This is a genomic window from Nocardioides luti (assembly GCF_014212315.1).
Taxonomy (GTDB): Bacteria; Actinomycetota; Actinomycetes; order Propionibacteriales; family Nocardioidaceae; genus Nocardioides; species Nocardioides luti.
The window spans coordinates 1,509,208-1,525,984 of the sequence record NZ_JACKXE010000001.1 but is presented as its reverse complement, the minus strand read 5'-3'; the positions used below and the strand labels follow the sequence as shown (position 1 = coordinate 1,525,984).

The window sequence follows — 16,777 nt, the reverse complement described above, 5'->3', positions numbered from 1 at the left end:
CCCCCGTGAGCCAGCTCTTCACCCCCATCACCCTGCGCGACGTCACCGTCCGCAACCGGGTGTGGGTGGCCCCGATGTGCCAGTACTCCGCCGTCGACGGCGTCCCGCACGACTGGCACCTCGTCCACCTCGGCTCGTTCGCCCGCGGCGGCGCGGGCCTGGTGATCACCGAGGCCACCGCGGTGGTCCCCGAGGGCCGGATCTCACCGGCCGACACGGGGATCTGGAACGAGCTGCAGCAGCAGGTCTGGTCCCGCATCGTCGACTTCCTGCACACGCAGGGCGCCACCGCCGGCATCCAGCTCGCGCACGCCGGCCGCAAGGCCTCCGCCCAGGCGCCGTGGACCGGTCGCGGCCCGGCCGCCGACGACGAGGGCGGGTGGACGCCCGTCGGCCCGAGCGCCACGCCGTTCCCCGGCCTGCGCGACCCCGAGCCGCTCGACGCCGCCGGCATCGCCCGCGTCGTGACCGCCTTCGGCGACGCCGCCGAGCGCTCGCTGGCCGCCGGCTTCGACGTCCTCGAGATCCACGCCGCCCACGGTTACCTGCTCCACGAGTTCCTTTCGCCGCTGTCGAACGAGCGCACCGACGAGTACGGCGGCTCCTTCGACAACCGGGTCCGGCTCACCCTCGAGGTGGTGCGCGAGGTCCGGCACCGGGTCCCCGAGGGCGTCCCGCTCGTCGTCCGCATCTCCGCCACCGACTGGCTCGAGGGCGGCTGGACCGCCGACGAGTCCGTGCGCCTGGCCGGGCTGCTCCGCGACGAGGGCGTCGACCTGGTCGACGTCAGCACGGGCGGCAACGCACCCGCCGAGATCCCGGTCGAGCCGGGCTACCAGGTGCCGTTCGCCCGCCGGGTCCGCGAGGAGGCCGGGGTCCCCAGCGGGGCCGTCGGCCTGATTACCGAGGCCAAGCAGGCCGAGGAGGTCGTCGCGGGCGGCCACGCGGACGTCGTGCTGCTGGCCCGCGCCATGCTCCGGGACCCGCACTGGGCGCTGCGCGCCGCGCACGAGCTGGGCGTCGAGGTCGGCGCCGGCGTCGAGTGGCCGCAGCAGTACCTCCGCGCCGCCCTGGACTGACGGCCGGACCCGAGGGCCCGGCGGTTGGGGGACCGGTCCAGAGCGCCTGGGCCGGCTGCGGCGTTCGTCGGCGGAGCGGGGTCGGAGCGCGCTAGCGTCGCGCCGCCGGAGGTCGAACGTCCCAGGAGGAGCCCGTCGTGACCGAGAACCAGTTCGCCACCGCCCCCGCGGCGGCCGCCCCGGGTGCGCCCGGCAAGATCCGCGGGACGGGCCTGTGCATCGTCCTCGCGATCGTGACGATCGGGATCTACGCGATCGTCTGGTTCGTCAAGGTGCACGGCGAGATGAAGCGCCACTCCGGCCAGGGCATCGGCGGCGGCCTGGCCTTCGTGCTGGCGTTCTTCGTCGGCTTCGTGATCCCCTACGTGACCTCGCACGAGGTCGGCGGTCTCTACGAGCGCGCGGGTCGCGAGAAGCCGGTCAGCGCGACGACCGGGCTGTGGTACTTCCCCGGCTCGCTCATCATCGTCGGCCCCATCGTGTGGTTCGTGAAGACCAACGGGGCGCTCAACGAGTACTGGCGCTCCGTCGGCGCCAGCTGACGCCGGGTCTCACTCCGGCTGGTCGTCGCCGGCCTGCTCGTCGCGCAGCGCGTCGGCGGCCTCCTCGATGATCGCGCGCATCGCCCGCTCGGCGCCGGCGGCGTCGCCGAGGCGTACGGCGCGGGCGACCTCGTCGTGCAGCGCGATCGCCGCGGGGTTCGGGCGGTCGGGCATCATCCCGTGGTGGGTGCGGCCCGAGAGCACCTCGGCGACCACCGTGTCGAGCGCGCGCAGCATCTCGTTGCCGCTGGCCTCGAGCAGGGTCCGGTGGAAGATCGTGTCGGCCAGCAGGTAGCGGTCCAGGTCGCCCTCGCGCCCGTGGACCACCATGTCCGAGACCGCGGCGGCCAGGATCCGGCAGTGGTGCGGGGTGGCGCGCCCGGCGGCCAGCGCCGCCGCCACCGGCTCGATCCCGCGGCGCAGCTCCGAGAGCGAGAGCAGCTGCTCGGTCCGGTCGCCCCCGTCGAGCCGCCAGCGGATCACGCGCGGGTCGAAGACGTTCCACCGGTGCCGGGGCTGGATGGTGATGCCCACCCGGCGCCGCGACGCCGCGAGCCCCATCGACTCCAGGACCCGGATCGCCTCGCGCGCGACGCTGCGCGAGACGGCGTACTCCGCGCAGATGCCGTCGAGGGTCAGGACCTGGCCGACGGCGAGCTCGCCGGAGGCGATCCGGCCACCGAGGGCGGCGAGGACGCTGGCGTGCTGTCCGGAAGGGGTCTCGCTCACCCATTCATCATGTCACCCCAGCGCTCGGAGTAAAAAGAACGGGCTAATCTTCGCCAAAACCTTGCAAAGGTATGACGAATGATTGCAGGATGTGACGGCAGCCACGTCCCGAGGAGTCCACCCATGCCTGCACCGCACCCCGCACCACGGCCTGCCCCATCACCGGCCTCGCCCGCGCCCCTGCTCGTCGTCATGGGGGTGTCCGGCTCCGGCAAGTCCACCGTCGGCGCCGCGCTGGCCCAGCGCCTCGGCGTGCCGTTCGCCGACGCCGACGACCTCCACCCGGCTGCGAACATCGCCAAGATGTCGGCCGGCGAGGCGCTCGACGACGACGACCGGGCGCCCTGGCTCGAGCGGATCGGGGAGTGGCTCGCGGGCCAGCCCGCCGGCGGCGTCGTGAGCTGCTCGGCGCTGAAGCGGAAGTACCGCGACCAGCTGCGCCACCACGCGCCCATCCTGGAGTTCCTGCACCTGGAGGGCGCCCACGAGGTCATCGCGCGCCGTCAGGCGACCCGCCCCGGCCACTTCATGCCGGCCTCGCTGCTGACCTCGCAGTTCTCGACCCTCGAGCCGCTGCAGCCCGACGAGCACGGCCTCGTGATCGACGTCGACCAGAGCGTCGACGCGATCGTCGAGGAGTACGTCCGCACCGCCACCACCACCTCGAAGGAGAACCGCTGATGTCCCTGTCCAGCCTGCCGCTCGCCACGGTGCCGATCGTGGATCCGGTGGCCCCCGGGGCCCAGCTGATCACCGGCGCCCTCGCGGGCATCGCCCTGATCGTCCTGCTCATCACGGTGCTGAAGCTGCACCCGTTCCTCGCCCTGATCGGCGGCGCGCTCACCGTCGGTGCGGTCGCCGGCGAGAGCGTCCTGGCCGACGCGGACGGCAAGGGCATCGTCCCGTCGTTCACGGCCGGCTTCGGCTCGACCGCCGCGGGCGTCGGCATCCTGATCGCGCTCGGCGCGATGTTCGCCAAGCTGCTCGCCGAGTCCGGCGGCGCGGACCAGATCGTCGACACGATCGTGGGCCACGCCTCCCCGCGAATGCTGCCGTGGGCGATGGCCCTGGTCGGCGGCATCATCGGCCTGCCGATGTTCTTCGAGATCGGCCTCGTGCTGCTGATGCCGGTCATCTACCTCGTCGCCCGCCGCGCCCAGGTCTCGCTGATCACCGTCGGCATCCCGGCCCTGGCCGGCCTGTCCGCGATGCACGGCTTCGTGCCGCCGCACCCCGGTCCGGTCACCGCGGTCGGCTACCTCGGCGCCAACCTCGGCCTGACGCTCGCGCTCGGCCTGCTCGTCGCGATCCCGACCGTCGTCGTGGCCGGCCCGCTCTTCGGCCGCCTGGCCGGCGGCTGGGTCGACATCCCGGCCCCCGACCGCTTCGACTCCGAGCGCGCCGTCGACGACCGCCGCCCGTCGTTCGGGATCACCATGGCCACCGTGCTGCTGCCGGTCGTGCTGATGATGGGCAAGGCCGTCGCGGACATCGCGATCGAGGACAACATGCAGCCCGTACGCCGGGTGCTCGACCTGATCGGCGAGCCGCTCTTCGCGCTGCTGATCGCGCTGCTCGTCGCCATGGTGACGCTGGGCCGCGGCTCCGGCATGGACAAGGCCCGCGTCTCCTCGACCGTGACGGACTCGCTGCCCCCGATCGCCGGCATCATCCTGATCGTGGCCGCCGGCGGCGGCTTCAAGCAGGTGCTCGTCGACACCGGCGTCGGCACGCTGCTCGCCGACTGGGCCCGTGACGGCAACGTCTCGGTGCTGCTCCTCGCCTGGGTGCTGGCGGTGCTGATCCGGCTCGCGACCGGCTCCGCGACGATCGCCACGATCACGGCGTCCTCGCTGATGATCGGGCTGGTCGACGGGCTCTCGTCCGGCGAGACCTCGCTGGTCGTGCTGGCGATCGGTGCCGGCTCGGTGTTCTTCAGCCACGTCAACGACGCCGGTTTCTGGCTGGTGAAGGAGTACTTCGGCATGACCGTCGGCCAGACCCTCAAGACCTGGTCGCTGATGGAGACCGTGCTGTCGGTCAGCGGGCTGTTCTTCGTGCTGATCCTGGGGATCTTCGTCGGCTAGCGCCGCCTCCGCCCCCGCGCCGTGTGCCTGAGGACGCGCCCCGGCGCGTCGTCAGGCACACGCGGCGTCTCGGGGGGATCAGTCCAGGTCGAACAGGTAGCGGCTCGACGGCACCAGGTCGAGGTCCCGGTCGGCGCCCATCCGCCCCACGCTCTCCATGAGGCGGGTGAGGCGCCGGCCGAGCTCATCGTCGTCGCCGTCGCTGCCGTAGAACGCGTGCACGTCGCCCAGCGCCTCGCTCGGGAAGAGCTCCTCGACGATCGCGTCGACGGGCGGGGCGTCCGGCGTCACCGGCTCGACCACGACGTTCTGCAGGTAGCCGAAGGTCGCCTGGGTCTCCATCGCGATCTCGGTGTGCGGCCCGAGCCACCAGGCCAGCCAGTCCTCGCGCGGCAGCTCCTCGGGCCGCCGCAGGACGGCGACGTTGGCGAGCGTGTCCGCCCGGCTCCCGTCCCAGCTCTCCGGCGGGTCGAGCGGGCGGCGCTCGTCGACGCGCCAGCCCTCGACCCGCCTGGCCGCGCCACTCAGCGCCGCCACGACGTCCTCGCCCTCCCGCTCGGTCCAGACGCTCACGACCGCGCCCACCGGCTCGTCGAAGGTCTGCAGGCGCAGCGCCGGTGCCACCGGCTCGTCGTCGAGGTTCACCTGGAGGCGGTGCACGCCCCGGGCGGCGAGCCGCGCGTGCAGGTCGCAGTCGCGCAGCGCCTCGGGGAGGTCGTCACCCCACAGCAGGAACATCAGCTTGGACGTCATGCAGGGGGACAGTAGTCACGGAATGCCGTCGCCGACAGGGGGCGACCGCTGCGATCCTGTGCCGGTGCTGACCTCGACCCGCCTCCGGCTGCCCGCGGTGCTGCGCGACGAGCCGCCGTACCGCCTGCTCTTCGGCAGCCAGGTGCTCTCCATCCTCGGCGACCGCGTCACCGCCGTCGCGCTGCCGTTCGCGGTGCTCGCCACGGGTGGCGGCGTGGCAGACGTCGCGCTCGTCTCGGCGGCGCAGTTCCTGCCGTTCGTCGTGCTGGCGCTGCCGGCCGGGGTCTGGGCGGACCGGCTCGACCGCAAGCGGATCCTGATCGCCTCCGACGCCGTCCGGATGCTCTGCCAGCTGGTCGCGGCCGTGCTGCTGCTCTCCGGTGAGGCCGAGGTCGCGCACCTCGCGGTGCTCGCCGCGGCGTACGGCGCCGCCGACGCGTTCTTCGCGCCCGCGTTCAGCGGGCTGCTCCCGACGACGGTGTCGCCGGGCAACATCCAGCCGGCCAACGCGCTGCGCGGGCTGTCGTTCTCGCTGGGCAACGTGGTCGGGCCGGTGGTGGCCGGCCTGCTGATCGCCTTCGGCGGCGGCCCCGGGGGAGCGCTCCTCTTCGACGCGGCGACCTTCGCCGTCTCGATCGGGCTGCTGCTGCCGCTGCGCCCGCGCGTGGTCCGCGAGGCGCTCGCGGAGGAGGACCCGGCGGCGACGACCGACCACTTCTGGACCTCCCTGCGCGAGGGCTGGTCCGAGGTGCGCAGCCGCTCGTGGGTGCTCGGCTTCCTGGGCGGGATGAGCGTCTACCACGTGGTCGTGCTGCCCTCGATCTTCGTGATCGGCCCGGTCCTCTTCGCCCGCGAGCTCGGTGGCGCGCACGACTGGGCGATCACCGTCACGGCGTTCGGGATCGGCAACGTGGTCGGCGACCTGGTGCTGGTGCGCTGGCGGCCGCGGTTCGCCCTCCGGGTCGCCTCGGTCGCCCTCGTCGGTGCGTCCTGCCAGGCGGCCTTCCTCGGCAGCGGGATCGGTGTGTGGGGGATCGCCGGGCTGGAGCTGCTCGCGGGCGTGTGCGTGACCGGGGCGTTCACGCTCTGGGAGACCTCGCTGGGCGAGCACGTGCCCGAGCGGTCGCTGTCGCGGGTGTCGAGCTACGACTACCTCACGACCGCCGGGGTGATCCCGGTCGGCAACCTGCTCGCCGGCCTGACCAGCGCCGCGGTCGGCCTGCACGCCACCCTGTGGGGGATGTCCGTGATCGGTGTCGGGGCCTCGGTGCTGGTGGCCTCGATGCGGTCGGTGCGGACGCTCCCGCGCGGGGCGCTGGTCGACGCCTGACGGCGCCGGGCCTCAGAGCACCGAGCGGTAGAGCTCCACCGTCCGCTCGGCGATCGCGTCCCAGCTGAAGGACGCGATCGCGCGCTCCCGCCCGGCCCGGCCCATCGCGGCGGCCCGGTCGGGGTCGGAGACGACCTCGATGAGCGCGGCCGCGAAGTCGGCGACGTACTTCTCCGGGTCCAGCGGCGTGCCCGTCCCGTCGGTGGCCTGGTCGATCGGCACCAGCAGCCCGGTCTCGCCGTGCACGACGACCTCGGGTATCCCGCCGGTGGCCGTGGCGACGACGGCGGTCTCGCAGGCCATCGCCTCGAGGTTCACGATGCCGAGCGGCTCGTAGATCGACGGGCAGACGAACGCCGTGGCGGCGCTCAGCAGCGCGACCACGTCGAGGCGCGGCAGCATCTCGCGGATCCAGACGACGCCGGTGCGGGTGGCGGCGAGGTCGGCGACCAGCCCGGAGACCTCGGCCTCGATCTCGGGGGTGTCCGGGGCTCCGGCGCAGAGCACGATCTGCACGTCCGGCGGCAGCTGCGCGACGGCGCGCAGGAAGAGCGGCAGCCCCTTCTGGCGGGTGATCCGACCGACGAACACGACCGACGGGCGGTCGGGGTCGACCCCGTGCGAGCGGACCCGGTCGGGGTCGTCGCTCGGCGCCCAGGCGGCGGTGTCGATGCCGTTGTGGACGACGTGCACCTTCGCCGGGTCGATGGAGGGGTACGACGCCAGCACGTCGTCGCGCATGGCGGCCGAGACCGCGATGACCGCGGCCGCGGCCTCGTAGGAGGTCCTCTCCACCCACGAGGACACGGCGTACCCGCCGCCGAGCTGCTCGGCCTTCCACGGTCGCAGCGGCTCGAGCGAGTGCGCGCTGACGACGTGCGGGACGCCGTACAGCAGGGAGGCGAGGTGTCCGGCGAAGTTGGCGTACCACGTGTGGGAGTGCACCAGCTCGGTCCCGGCGCAGCCGTCGACGATCGACAGGTCGACGCCGAGCGTCTTCAGCGCGCCGTTGGCGTGGGCCAGCTCGGCGTGGTCGGCGTACGAGCTCGTCAGCGCCTCGTCGCGCAGCGCGCCGAAGGCGTGCACGTGCGCCTCGACGTCGGCGCGGGAGCGCAGCGCCTTCACGAGCTCGGCCACGTGGACGCCGGCTCCGCCGTAGATCTCCGGGGGGTACTCCTTGGACAGCACGTCGACTCGCATGCCGAGGAAACTACTCCTTGGGATCACCACTGCCCCGCAGCGTCCGGGACCGTTAACGTGAGCGTCATGAGTGCCTCCCCGCGCAAGAAGGTCCTGGCGATCGTGCTGGCAGGAGGCGAGGGCAAGCGGCTGATGCCGCTCACGGCCGACCGTGCCAAACCGGCGGTGCCGTTCGCCGGCATCTACCGCCTCATCGACTTCGCGCTGTCGAACGTCGTGAACTCGGGCTACCTGCAGATCGTGGTGCTCACGCAGTACAAGTCGCACAGCCTCGACCGCCACGTCACGCAGACCTGGCGGATGTCGACGATGCTCGGCAACTACGTCACCCCGGTGCCGGCCCAGCAGCGCGTCGGCAAGCACTGGTACCTCGGCAGCGCGGACGCGATCTTCCAGTCGCTCAACCTGATCCGCGACGAGAAGCCCGACATCGTCGTGGTCGTGGGCGCGGACAACATCTACCGGATGGACTTCTCCCAGATGGTGGAGCAGCACATCGAGACCGGGGCCGCCTGCACCGTCGCGGCGATCCGGCAGCCGATCGAGCTGGCCGACCAGTTCGGCGTGATCGACGTGCAGCCGAACGACACGACCCGGATCCGCGACTTCCTCGAGAAGCCCACGCAGGTCGACGGCCTGCCGGACTCGCCCGGTGAGGTGCTCGCGTCGATGGGCAACTACGTCTTCGACGCCGACGCGCTGGTCGAGGCGGTCACCCGCGACTCGACCGAGGTCGGCTCCAAGCACGACATGGGTGGCGACATCGTGCCGGCGTTCGTGCGCCGCAACCAGGCCGGCGTCTACGACTTCAAGGACAACCACGTCGCCGGCGCCACCGACCGCGACCGCGGCTACTGGCGCGACGTCGGGACGCTCGGCTCCTACTACACCGCGCACATGGACCTGGTCTCGCCGCTGCCGGTGTTCAACCTCTACAACTTCGACTGGCCGATCTACACCTCCTACGGCCCGCAGCCCCCGGTCAAGATCACCCAGGGCGAGGACGGCCAGGCCGCCTCCACCCTCGAGGCCGTGCTCTCGCCCGGGGTCGTGGTGTCCGGCGGCTCGGTGGCCCGCTCGGTCCTCTCGCCGGCCGTCCGCGTCGGTGCCGGTGCCGAGATCTCCGACTCCGTGCTGATGAGCGGCGTCCGGATCGGCCGCGGCGCCGTCGTCCGCAACGCGATCCTCGACAAGAACGTCGTCGTCCCCGACGGGGCGCACGTCGGTGTCGACGCCGCCGCCGACCTGGCCCGCGGGTTCGTCGTCGAGGACGGGCTGACGATCCTGGGCAAGGACCAGCGCTTCCCGGGGTGAGGGGGAAGTTTCACCGGGTACCCGGTGAAACTGGCGCTCCTGTCACGGAGTTCCATGACACCAGCGCCAGATTCATGACAGGAGCTCCGACCCTGCCGGCTCAGATCACGCCGGCGGCGCGGGCGGGGGCGGCGTAGGCCTCGGCCAGCGAGGCGACCGTCTCGTGCGCGTTGAGGCCGCTCGGGTTCGGCACCACCCACAGCTCGGCGCCGGCGAGCGGGTCCGGCTGGCGTCCGGGGACGGCCTTCGGCTGCCCGAAGGCGGAGCGGTACGCCGTGATGCCGGCGACCGCGACCACCCGGGGCGACGTCCGGCGGACGAGCGCCTCCAGCGCCGCGCCGCCCTCGCGCAGCTCGGCCGCGGTCAGTTCGGACGCCTTCGCGGTCGCCCGGCGGACCAGGTTGCTGATCCCGATGCCCCGGGACGTGAGGTGCCCGCGGTCGGCGTCGGTCATGCCGGCCGACGGGTCGACCGGGTGCTCGATGATCCCGGCGCGCAGCAGGGCCGGGTAGAAGCGGTTCACCGGGTGCGCGAAGTGGGTCTGCGTCGCGGCGGTCCACAGGCCCGGGTTGATCCCGACGAACAGCAGCCGGAGGTCGGGGCCGAGCAGGTCGGGCACCTCGGCGTCCCGGAAGGACTCGAGCTCGGCGCGGGTGAAGCGGGGCACGGGCGCAGCCTGCCACGGCGTACGGAACCTCGAGCGGGGCGGTAGCGTCCCATGCCCATGCGACGAACTCTCGGACCCCTGCTGCTGACGACCGTCCTCGCGACCGGCCTGCTGGCCGGCTGCGGCGCGGACTCCGCCGAGGAGGCCAGCGACCCGGCCCCGACCGCCCCGACCGCCTCGACGGGCACGACCGCCTCGCCGGCCCCGGACGACCGGCAGTCGCCCGGCGGGCTCGGCACCGTCGAGGCCACCACCGTCGACATCGTCTCGGCCACCAGCGCGGGCGGCGAGCCCGGCGGCCCGGCCACGGTCCTCGACGGCGACGCCGCGGTCAGCACCTTCACGCAACAGTTCACGAGCCCGGAGCTGGCCCGCAAGGTCGCCGCGGCCGCCGACGGGGCCGAGGTGCCCGCCGGCCAGGTCCTCGTGGCCTCGGTCGTCGCGGTCGGGTGCGACGTGCCCTCCGACGTCTCCGTGCAGCGCACCGACGAGGGCCTGACGGTCACGGCGCTCAAGGTCGCCACCCCGCGTCAGGAGTGCTTCGCGCCGGTCACCTCCGTGGCCCTGGTCGCGGTCGACGAGACCGCGGTCTGACCGCCACTGCGCGGCGGCGGAGGGTCGCTAGGACGGGTCCGTCCAGGTCACCTCGAGCGCGTTCGCGACCGAGCGCTGGAAGCCGTCCGACGGGTGGTTGCGCACGGCGGGGGACCCGCCAGGCTTCGTGGCGACCATCGTCGACGACCCACCCCCGTCGAGGTTGAGCGCCTCGTCCGCGCCCAGGTCGATCATCAGGTCGGCGAGCTCGGCCAGGGTCGCCCCGCGGCTGGCCTTGCTGCGGCCGTCCACGACGACGATCAGCACCTCGCCGGTGTCGCGGTCGATGCCGACCGCCGTGCGCGGGTGCTGGACGCGGTCCGCGGTGACCTGGATGACACCCTCGTCGACCAGGATCGTGCTGCCGGTGATCGCCACCTGGGGGTCCGGGTCGAGCGCGTGCGTCAGGGTGACCGGGTCGCCCGGCTGGAGGCGCCGGAGCTGGCGGGCGCCCTCGCCGCGGCCGACGAGCAGCGTCCCGCGGACCGGCCGGCCGTGCGTGAGCGTGGTCGAGGTGGAACGGACCACGCCGCCGCGGACCTGCACGGCGCGGACGTGCGTACGGCGGCCGTCGGTGACCTCGTAGCCGGCCGCCCGGCCCCAGCGCCTGGTGTAGACGCCGATGCCACCGGGCCGCACGAACGGCGAGTTGAGGTTGGTGATCGGCAGCCGCGGGTGCTGGGCCATCCGCGTGGTGAGCGTGATCTCGCCGATCTGCGGCACGCCCGCGGCGTCGAGGTAGAACGCGGCGTTCCAGCCGCTCTGCCGGCCGTGCAGCAGCCCCCGCTGCCGGTCCCGGCCCAGGCCGAGCGGGGCGCCGGTGTGCCCGATGTCGTAGAAGTCGCCGTTCACCCCGGCCACCGCCGCGTCGCGGGCCAGGAGGTCGACGACCCGCGCCGTCCGTCGCACCCTGGCGGGCCCGGCGTAGTCGAGCTGCACGCCCGGCTCGGCCGGGTTCACGCTCAGCAGGTGCACCCGGACCGGCCCGCGCGCGTCGTTGCGCTCCCAGCGCGTGTAGGTCACGCCGGGCGCGACCGGCCAGCTGACCGTGCCGCTGGTCGTCGTCGGCCCGCGGAGCGCCTGCGGGATCGGCAGCGCCCCGGTCCCGGGGTCGCGACCCGAGCTCGCCCCGGGGTGGTGCCGGTCCGCCGCGGCCGCGTGCCCGGCCCGCAGGTCGCCCGGGCCGGCCAGCGCGGGAGCCGTCAGCGCCAGGGCGCAGACGACCCCGGCGGCGGGCAGGAACCGGCGGACGGACACGCCCACGAGGGTAGGTCGGTCAGCGGCGCACGACGGGGAGGTGCACGACCGTGTCCTCGAGGACGACGGCGCCGGGCGTCCGGCTGCCCATCCCGACGAAGGTGTCGCTGACGGGGCTGGCGAGCAGGTAGAGCGTCTGCCCCTCCGGCACGTCGATCGCGACCGAGGGCAGCGGGAAGCGGCGCTTCTCGCCCGTCACCGGTGCGGCCTCGTTGATCGGGAGCACGTTGTTCTGCACCAGGTGCGCGTCGGCCGGCGTGGTGCCGACGGCCAGGCCGTAGAACGCCCGGTTGGTCGCGCCGAGCGCGGTCATCGACGCGGTGACGTACGACGAGCCGGCGATCCGGATCGGGCCCTGCGCGACGGCGTACGACAGCGGCGCGCCGCCGGTCTCGGTCGTGGCCACGGTGCCGATGTCGAAGGCCTTGTCGGGGCGCACGGAGCCGACCGTCGTGCAGGTGCTGTCGGGGGTCGCCAGGTGGTAGCGGCCGTAGCCCTTCAGGCCCGTGTGGCGGTGCTTCAGCTGCTCGTCGAAGAAGCGCAGCGAGAGGTCCTCGAAGGAGCCGCCCGCCAGCGTCTTGCTGCACGGGTCGGAGGAGACGTTGACGCCAGGCGGGGTGACCGCCGGCAGCACGTGGCCGCCGTTGTAGGCGACGAAGATGCTGTGCTTCCGCGCATGCTTGGTGATCGACTTCTTCCAGTTCTGCAGGCCCTGCTCGAGCGGGAAGAGCGAGTCGGTGGTGCCCTGGCCGAAGAGCACCGGGATGTCGAGTCTCCGGCCGTGGTCGACGTGCCACTTCGGGCCGTTCTTGCGGAAGAACGGGTTGAGGTTCGTCCCCGTCGGGCTGGACCCGTCGGGCCAGGTGCCGGTGGCGGCGCCCTCGGTGAACGCCGTGAGGATCTTCGGCGGCAGCGCGTTGCTGGGCTGGGCCGCCGCGGTCAGCACCGAGGCCCAGGCGGTGCGGACGACGTCGCGGGGGGCGAGGCTCTCGTGCAGGTCGAACCACGTGATCTCCGGTGCCAGCGCGTCGAAGACGGGCTTGCCCTTCACGCGGAGCTCCTCGAAGGCGCCGAGGAACTGGTAGCCGCCGCCGTAGCTGCCGCCGATCGCGCCCAGGTGCGGGTCGCCCTTGCCGTCCTGCTGCACCCACGGGAGCCGGCTGACCAGGCGGACCAGCCTGCGCACGTCGTGGCCCTCGACGGTCGGGTTCTCGACGTAGGCCTGGCCACCGCTCTCGCCGAAGCCGCGCTGGTCGAACGACAGCACGGCGTACCCGGCGTCGAGGAACTTCTGGAAGCCGGCCGGGTCGGTCGTGCGCGAGCCGCCCCACCCGTGGCTGTGCATGATCAGCGGCACGCGGTGCCGCTTCGTGGCGCCCGCCGGCCGGAACAGCGAGTAGCAGATCTGGACCTTCTCGGTCGTGCCCGGGTCCGGGACGCTCGTCAGGCAGGCGTTGGTCACCCGCGTCGTGGGGGCGGCGGCCTGCGCGGTCGTGACCGGGACGGCGCTCAGCGTGGCCGTCGCCACGACGGCGGCGATGCCCAGCGTGGTCTTCAGGGCGATGCGCGACTTCATGGGACCTCGATCTGCGGTGGGACTGCGTGGGGGGACGTCGGGTTCAACTGGTGCGTGTGCCGGAGGTCACGGTACGTCGGCGCACTAGGGTCGCCCCGTGCAGCCGTGGAACACCTTCGTCGAGGGCGACAACCTCGACGTGCTGGAGCGGCTGGCGGAGCGGGGCGAGCGCTTCGACCTGGTCTACATCGACCCGCCGTACAACACCGGCAACGACTTCGCCTACCGCGACGACATCCGCGGCACCCGGGCGTCGGGCGGCGCCGGGGCGACCACGCGGCACGAGGCCTGGGTGGCGATGATGCGGCCGCGGCTGGTCGCGGCGCGCGCGGTGCTGGCCGACACGGGGGCGATCTACGTCAGCATCGACGACAACGAGGCGGCGTACCTCCGGCTGCTGCTGGACGAGGTCTTCGGCGAGGCCAACTTCCTCGCCCAGGTGGTCGTGAACCTCAACCCCAAGGGGCGCCAGCTCGGGCGCGGGTTCGCCGGCGTGCACGAGTACCTCCTCGTCCACGCCCGCGACGCGAAGCGGACCGTGCTGGACGCGAGCAGCGCCGACGGCGTCGACCCCGCCGACTTCCCGCTCACCACGCCGGACGGGCGGCGCTTCCGGCACCTGCCGTTGCGCAACACCAACAAGAAGTTCAACCCGGTCACCGCGCGCACGCTGCACTTCACGCTCTGGGGCGACCCCGAGACGGGGGCCGTGCGGACCACGCCCTTCGACGGTGCCCAGGAGATCGGGCCGGTCTTCGGGGACGGCACGCCCGCGGTGTGGCGCTGGAGCCGCCCGCTGATCGACGAGCGCCCCGACGACCTGGTCTGCCGGCGGGTCCGGGGGCGCACCGGGGAGCGGGTCGACGTCTTCCAGCGCGACTGGCTGCACCGCGACGGCGCCGGGCGCCGCAAGAAGCTGCGGACGATCTGGCTCGCGGAGGAGGTCGGCTCGACCGACACCGCCGTCGCCGAGCTCAAGGAGATCGTCGGTCACGTCTTCGAGTCGCCGAAGCCGACCGGGCTGGTGCGCCGGATCCTCGCGACCATGCCGGACGACGCCCGGGTGCTCGACTTCTTCGCGGGCAGCGGGACCACCGGGCACGCCGTGGCCCTGCAGAACGCCGAGGACGGCGGCACCCGCACCTGCCTGAGCGTGAACTCCGCCGAGCCGACGCGGGAGGGGTCGAACGCCCGCAACGCCGGGCTGCTCACGGTCGCCGACATCACCCGGGCGCGGCTGCGCGCGGTCGCCGCGACGGTCGGAGGCGGGTACGCCGAGGAGGGGGCGTCGTGCTGAGCGTGGACCGCGTCGGGCCCGACGACTGGCGCCGGCTGCGCACCGTGCGGCTGGCGGCGCTCGCGGAGTCGCCGGAGATGTTCGGCTCGACGCTCGCCCGGGAGCAGGTGTTCGACGAGGCCGAGTGGCGCCGCCGTGCCGCCCGCCCGGCGACCTTCCTCGCCTCCCGGGACGGCGCCGACGTCGGGACGGCGGGGGTCTACCTCTTCGGCGACGGCTGGGCGGTCAACGGGATGTGGCTCGCGCCGGACGCCCGCGGCGCGGGGCTCGTGGAGGCGCTGGTGCGGGCCTGCGAGCAGGTGGTGCTCGACGCGGGCGCGGACACGGTCACGCTCGGCGTGATGGAGGACAACCCGCGCGGGCGGGGTGCCTACCTCCGGCTGGGCTACGCCTTCACCGGCGCGCGGGAGCACGTGCGCGACGGACGTGACGAGCTGTTCATGCTCAAGCGCCTGCCGCGCCGCTGAGGTCGGCGGCGATCCGCTCGAGCACCAGCCGCAGCGGCGGCCACGCGTCGCGGCCCCGTCGGAAGGCGGCGTAGGCGCGCAGCCGGACGTCGGGACCGTCGAGGCCCAGCACCCGGACGCCGTCCGCGACGGGGCGCTCCTGGGGCAGCAGGCCGACGCCGTACCCGCCGGCGACCAGCTCCTCGACGAGGGCGAGGTCGTCGATCCGGTGGGCGATCTCGGGCGTGAAGCCGCCGAGCGACGCGAGCGTCCGCACGGCGTCCTCGTCGGCGGTGTTGCGCGAGTTCACGATCCAGGGGCGGTTGGCGTACGCCGCCACGACGTCCGCCGCCGCGGCGCCCGCCGGCGGGGCCGGCGCGTCGGCCGGCACGCCCAGCCCCCACGCGGTGGTCCACAGCTCCCGGGTCTCGACGTCCGCGCGGACCGGTGCGGGGGCGAGGTTGTAGTCGTAGACCAGCGCGAGGTCGACGTCGTCGCGCGCCAGCAGGTCGAACGCCTCCAGCGGCTCGTGCTCGAGCAGGTGCAGCCGGACCAGCGGGTGGGTGCGCGCGAGCCCGGCGCTGACGGGCACCAGCGAGCGCCGGATCGCGGTCGAGAAGCCGCCGATCCGCACGGTGCCGGCCGGGTCGGCCGTCGGGTCCAGGTCGAGGCGGGCGGCCTCCACCGCGGCCAGCACGGTGACCGCGTGGCCCGCGAGCCGGTGGCCGGCCGGGGTCAGCCGGACCCGCCGCCCGTCCGGCTCCAGCAGGGCCGTGCCGACCTCGCGGGCGAGGGCGGCGATCTGCTGCGACACCGTCGAGGTGGTGAGGCCGAGCTCGTCGGCGACCGCACGCATCGAGCCGTGGCGCGACAGCTCGAGGAGCAGCTCCAGGCGGCGGACGTCCATGCGTCTATCGTTCAGGATCGATGAACGATTTGTCCATCAGTATCACGTGGACGTGAACGATCGGCTCGTCTTCACTGGAGCCATGAGCACCTCCACCGCCACCCGTCCCGTCACCCTGCCGGCTCCCGGCGCCGCGTCCGGGCGCTCCGGCGCGCCGCTGGCGGTCGTCTCGATGCTGCTGGTCCAGCTCGGCCTGGCCGCCTCCGTCGGCCTGATGGACCGGGTCGGACCGGAGGGCGCCGCCTGGCTGCGGCTCGGGTGGGCCGGGGTGCTGGTGCCGCTGCTGGTCCGGCCGCGGGTCCGCGACCTCACGGCCGCCGCGCTGCGGGCCTGCGTCGCGCTCGGCGTGGTCACCGCCGCCATCACGATGCTGTTCATGGCCGCCGTCGAGCGGCTGCCGCTCGGCACCGCCAGCGCGCTGGAGTTCCTCGGGCCCCTGGGCGTCGCGGTGGCCCGCGGCCACGGCGGTCGCCGGGTGTGGCCGGCGCTGGCCGGTGTCGGGGTGCTGCTGCTCACCCAGCCGTGGCACGGCGGGTCCGACCCGGTCGGGATCGCCTTCGCCCTCGCGGCCGCGGTCGGCTGGGCGGCGTACATCCTCCTGACGCAGCGCGTCGGCGACCAGGTCGCGGGGCTCGGCGGCCTGGCGATCTCGATGCCGGTCGCCGGGCTGGTCGCGACCGTCGTCGCCGGCCCGTCGGTGATCGGCCGGGTCACGCCCGAGCTGCTGGTCGTCGGCGCCGGGCTCGCGATCCTGCTGCCGGTGGTGCCGTTCATGCTCGAGATGCTCGCGCTGCGACGGCTCACGACGAGCGCGTTCGGGACCCTGATGAGCCTCGAGCCGGCGTTCGCGCTGGTGATCGGCGTGGTCGCCCTGCACCAGGTGCCCGACGCCCTCGCGGTGGTCGGCGTCGCCTTCGTGGTGGTCGCGGGGATCGGTGCCGAGCGCAGCGGGTCGCGGACCGGACCGGCGGTGGTGCCCGCGGCCGTGGGGTGAATCAT

Annotated in this window: 17 protein-coding genes; 10 read left to right on the top strand and 7 right to left on the bottom strand. The window is 73.7% G+C overall.

Annotation, left to right across the window (positions count from 1 at the left end; genetic code table 11):
* Nucleotides 1-5: 5 nt before the first annotated feature.
* On the top strand, nt 6-1,079 hold the full coding sequence (locus H5V45_RS07355) for an oxidoreductase (RefSeq protein ID WP_185252328.1): 1,074 nt from the start codon (nt 6-8) through the stop codon (nt 1,077-1,079).
* Nucleotides 1,080-1,216: 137 nt separating this feature from the next.
* A complete protein-coding gene (locus H5V45_RS07350; protein WP_221633945.1) occupies nt 1,217-1,621 on the top strand; it encodes a DUF4234 domain-containing protein in 405 nt (134 codons plus the stop codon).
* A 9-nt stretch (nt 1,622-1,630) separates the two neighbouring features.
* Here the strand turns inward: H5V45_RS07350 and H5V45_RS22610 are convergent, their stop codons facing one another.
* Nucleotides 1,631-2,350, bottom strand: a complete 720-nt coding sequence (locus H5V45_RS22610; protein WP_185252327.1) for an FCD domain-containing protein — start codon at nt 2,348-2,350, stop codon at nt 1,631-1,633.
* A gap of 123 nt (nt 2,351-2,473) precedes the next feature.
* Here H5V45_RS22610 and H5V45_RS07340 point away from each other — a divergent pair, with 123 nt between their 5' ends.
* A complete protein-coding gene (locus tag H5V45_RS07340) occupies nt 2,474-3,031 on the top strand; it encodes a gluconokinase (protein ID WP_185252326.1) in 558 nt (185 codons plus the stop codon).
* Nucleotides 3,032-3,060: 29 nt separating this feature from the next.
* A complete protein-coding gene (locus H5V45_RS07335; RefSeq protein WP_425491459.1) occupies nt 3,061-4,437 on the top strand; it encodes a GntP family permease in 1,377 nt (458 codons plus the stop codon).
* A gap of 78 nt (nt 4,438-4,515) precedes the next feature.
* Here H5V45_RS07335 and H5V45_RS07330 read toward each other — a convergent pair whose 3' ends face one another.
* Nucleotides 4,516-5,190, bottom strand: coding sequence for a hypothetical protein (locus tag H5V45_RS07330; protein WP_185252324.1), 675 nt, complete (start codon nt 5,188-5,190; stop codon nt 4,516-4,518).
* Between the two features lie 64 nt (nt 5,191-5,254).
* On the opposite strand from H5V45_RS07330, the gene H5V45_RS07325 reads away from it, so the two are divergent.
* Nucleotides 5,255-6,520 (top strand): MFS transporter, encoded by a 1,266-nt coding sequence (locus H5V45_RS07325; protein WP_185252323.1) that lies wholly within the window; start codon nt 5,255-5,257, stop codon nt 6,518-6,520.
* Nucleotides 6,521-6,532: 12 nt separating this feature from the next.
* Here the strand turns inward: H5V45_RS07325 and glgA are convergent, their stop codons facing one another.
* Complete coding sequence (gene glgA, locus H5V45_RS07320) at nt 6,533-7,720, bottom strand: glycogen synthase (protein WP_185252322.1); 1,188 nt, start codon at nt 7,718-7,720, stop codon at nt 6,533-6,535.
* A 66-nt stretch (nt 7,721-7,786) separates the two neighbouring features.
* On the opposite strand from glgA, the gene glgC reads away from it, so the two are divergent.
* Nucleotides 7,787-9,034 (top strand): glucose-1-phosphate adenylyltransferase, encoded by a 1,248-nt coding sequence (gene glgC, locus H5V45_RS07315; RefSeq protein ID WP_185252321.1) that lies wholly within the window; start codon nt 7,787-7,789, stop codon nt 9,032-9,034.
* Nucleotides 9,035-9,134: 100 nt separating this feature from the next.
* Here glgC and H5V45_RS07310 read toward each other — a convergent pair whose 3' ends face one another.
* Nucleotides 9,135-9,701 carry a uracil-DNA glycosylase family protein gene (locus H5V45_RS07310; RefSeq protein ID WP_185252320.1) on the bottom strand — a complete coding sequence of 189 codons (567 nt, stop codon included), beginning with the start codon at nt 9,699-9,701 and terminating at the stop codon, nt 9,135-9,137.
* Nucleotides 9,702-9,758: 57 nt separating this feature from the next.
* Here H5V45_RS07310 and H5V45_RS07305 point away from each other — a divergent pair, with 57 nt between their 5' ends.
* Nucleotides 9,759-10,295 carry a hypothetical protein gene (locus H5V45_RS07305; RefSeq protein WP_185252319.1) on the top strand — a complete coding sequence of 179 codons (537 nt, stop codon included), beginning with the start codon at nt 9,759-9,761 and terminating at the stop codon, nt 10,293-10,295.
* Between the two features lie 27 nt (nt 10,296-10,322).
* On the opposite strand, the gene H5V45_RS21820 is transcribed toward H5V45_RS07305, so the two are convergent.
* On the bottom strand, nt 10,323-11,552 hold the full coding sequence (locus H5V45_RS21820; protein ID WP_185252318.1) for a phosphodiester glycosidase family protein: 1,230 nt from the start codon (nt 11,550-11,552) through the stop codon (nt 10,323-10,325).
* Between the two features lie 19 nt (nt 11,553-11,571).
* On the bottom strand, nt 11,572-13,128 hold the full coding sequence (locus H5V45_RS07295) for an alpha/beta fold hydrolase (RefSeq protein WP_221633944.1): 1,557 nt from the start codon (nt 13,126-13,128) through the stop codon (nt 11,572-11,574).
* Nucleotides 13,129-13,225: 97 nt separating this feature from the next.
* Between H5V45_RS07295 and H5V45_RS07290 the strand changes: the two genes are divergently transcribed.
* Both H5V45_RS07290 and H5V45_RS07285 read left to right on the top strand, forming a co-directional pair.
* Nucleotides 13,226-14,425, top strand: coding sequence for a DNA methyltransferase (locus H5V45_RS07290; protein ID WP_185252317.1), 1,200 nt, complete (start codon nt 13,226-13,228; stop codon nt 14,423-14,425).
* On the top strand, nt 14,419-14,892 hold the full coding sequence (locus tag H5V45_RS07285) for a GNAT family N-acetyltransferase (protein ID WP_185252316.1): 474 nt from the start codon (nt 14,419-14,421) through the stop codon (nt 14,890-14,892). The genes H5V45_RS07290 and H5V45_RS07285 overlap by 7 nt, the downstream gene beginning before the upstream one ends.
* Here the strand turns inward: H5V45_RS07285 and H5V45_RS07280 are convergent.
* On the bottom strand, nt 14,870-15,778 hold the full coding sequence (locus H5V45_RS07280) for a LysR family transcriptional regulator (RefSeq protein ID WP_185252315.1): 909 nt from the start codon (nt 15,776-15,778) through the stop codon (nt 14,870-14,872). The genes H5V45_RS07285 and H5V45_RS07280 overlap by 23 nt on opposite strands.
* Nucleotides 15,779-15,860: 82 nt before the next feature.
* On the opposite strand from H5V45_RS07280, the gene H5V45_RS07275 reads away from it, so the two are divergent.
* Nucleotides 15,861-16,772, top strand: coding sequence for an EamA family transporter (locus H5V45_RS07275; RefSeq protein ID WP_221633943.1), 912 nt, complete (start codon nt 15,861-15,863; stop codon nt 16,770-16,772).
* The last annotated feature ends 5 nt before the right edge of the window (nt 16,773-16,777 follow it).

Coding starts and splice junctions, on each gene's coding strand:
- glgC (WP_185252321.1), top strand. CDS start 7,787: ATGAGTGCCTCCCCGCGCAAGAAGGTCCTGGCGATCGTGCTGGCAGGA.
- H5V45_RS07330 (WP_185252324.1), bottom strand. CDS start 5,190: ATGACGTCCAAGCTGATGTTCCTGCTGTGGGGTGACGACCTCCCCGAG.
- H5V45_RS07280 (WP_185252315.1), bottom strand. CDS start 15,778: ATGGACGTCCGCCGCCTGGAGCTGCTCCTCGAGCTGTCGCGCCACGGC.
- H5V45_RS07305 (WP_185252319.1), top strand. CDS start 9,759: ATGCGACGAACTCTCGGACCCCTGCTGCTGACGACCGTCCTCGCGACC.
- H5V45_RS07295 (WP_221633944.1), bottom strand. CDS start 13,128: ATGAAGTCGCGCATCGCCCTGAAGACCACGCTGGGCATCGCCGCCGTC.
- glgA (WP_185252322.1), bottom strand. CDS start 7,720: ATGCGAGTCGACGTGCTGTCCAAGGAGTACCCCCCGGAGATCTACGGC.
- H5V45_RS07275 (WP_221633943.1), top strand. CDS start 15,861: ATGAGCACCTCCACCGCCACCCGTCCCGTCACCCTGCCGGCTCCCGGC.
- H5V45_RS07340 (WP_185252326.1), top strand. CDS start 2,474: ATGCCTGCACCGCACCCCGCACCACGGCCTGCCCCATCACCGGCCTCG.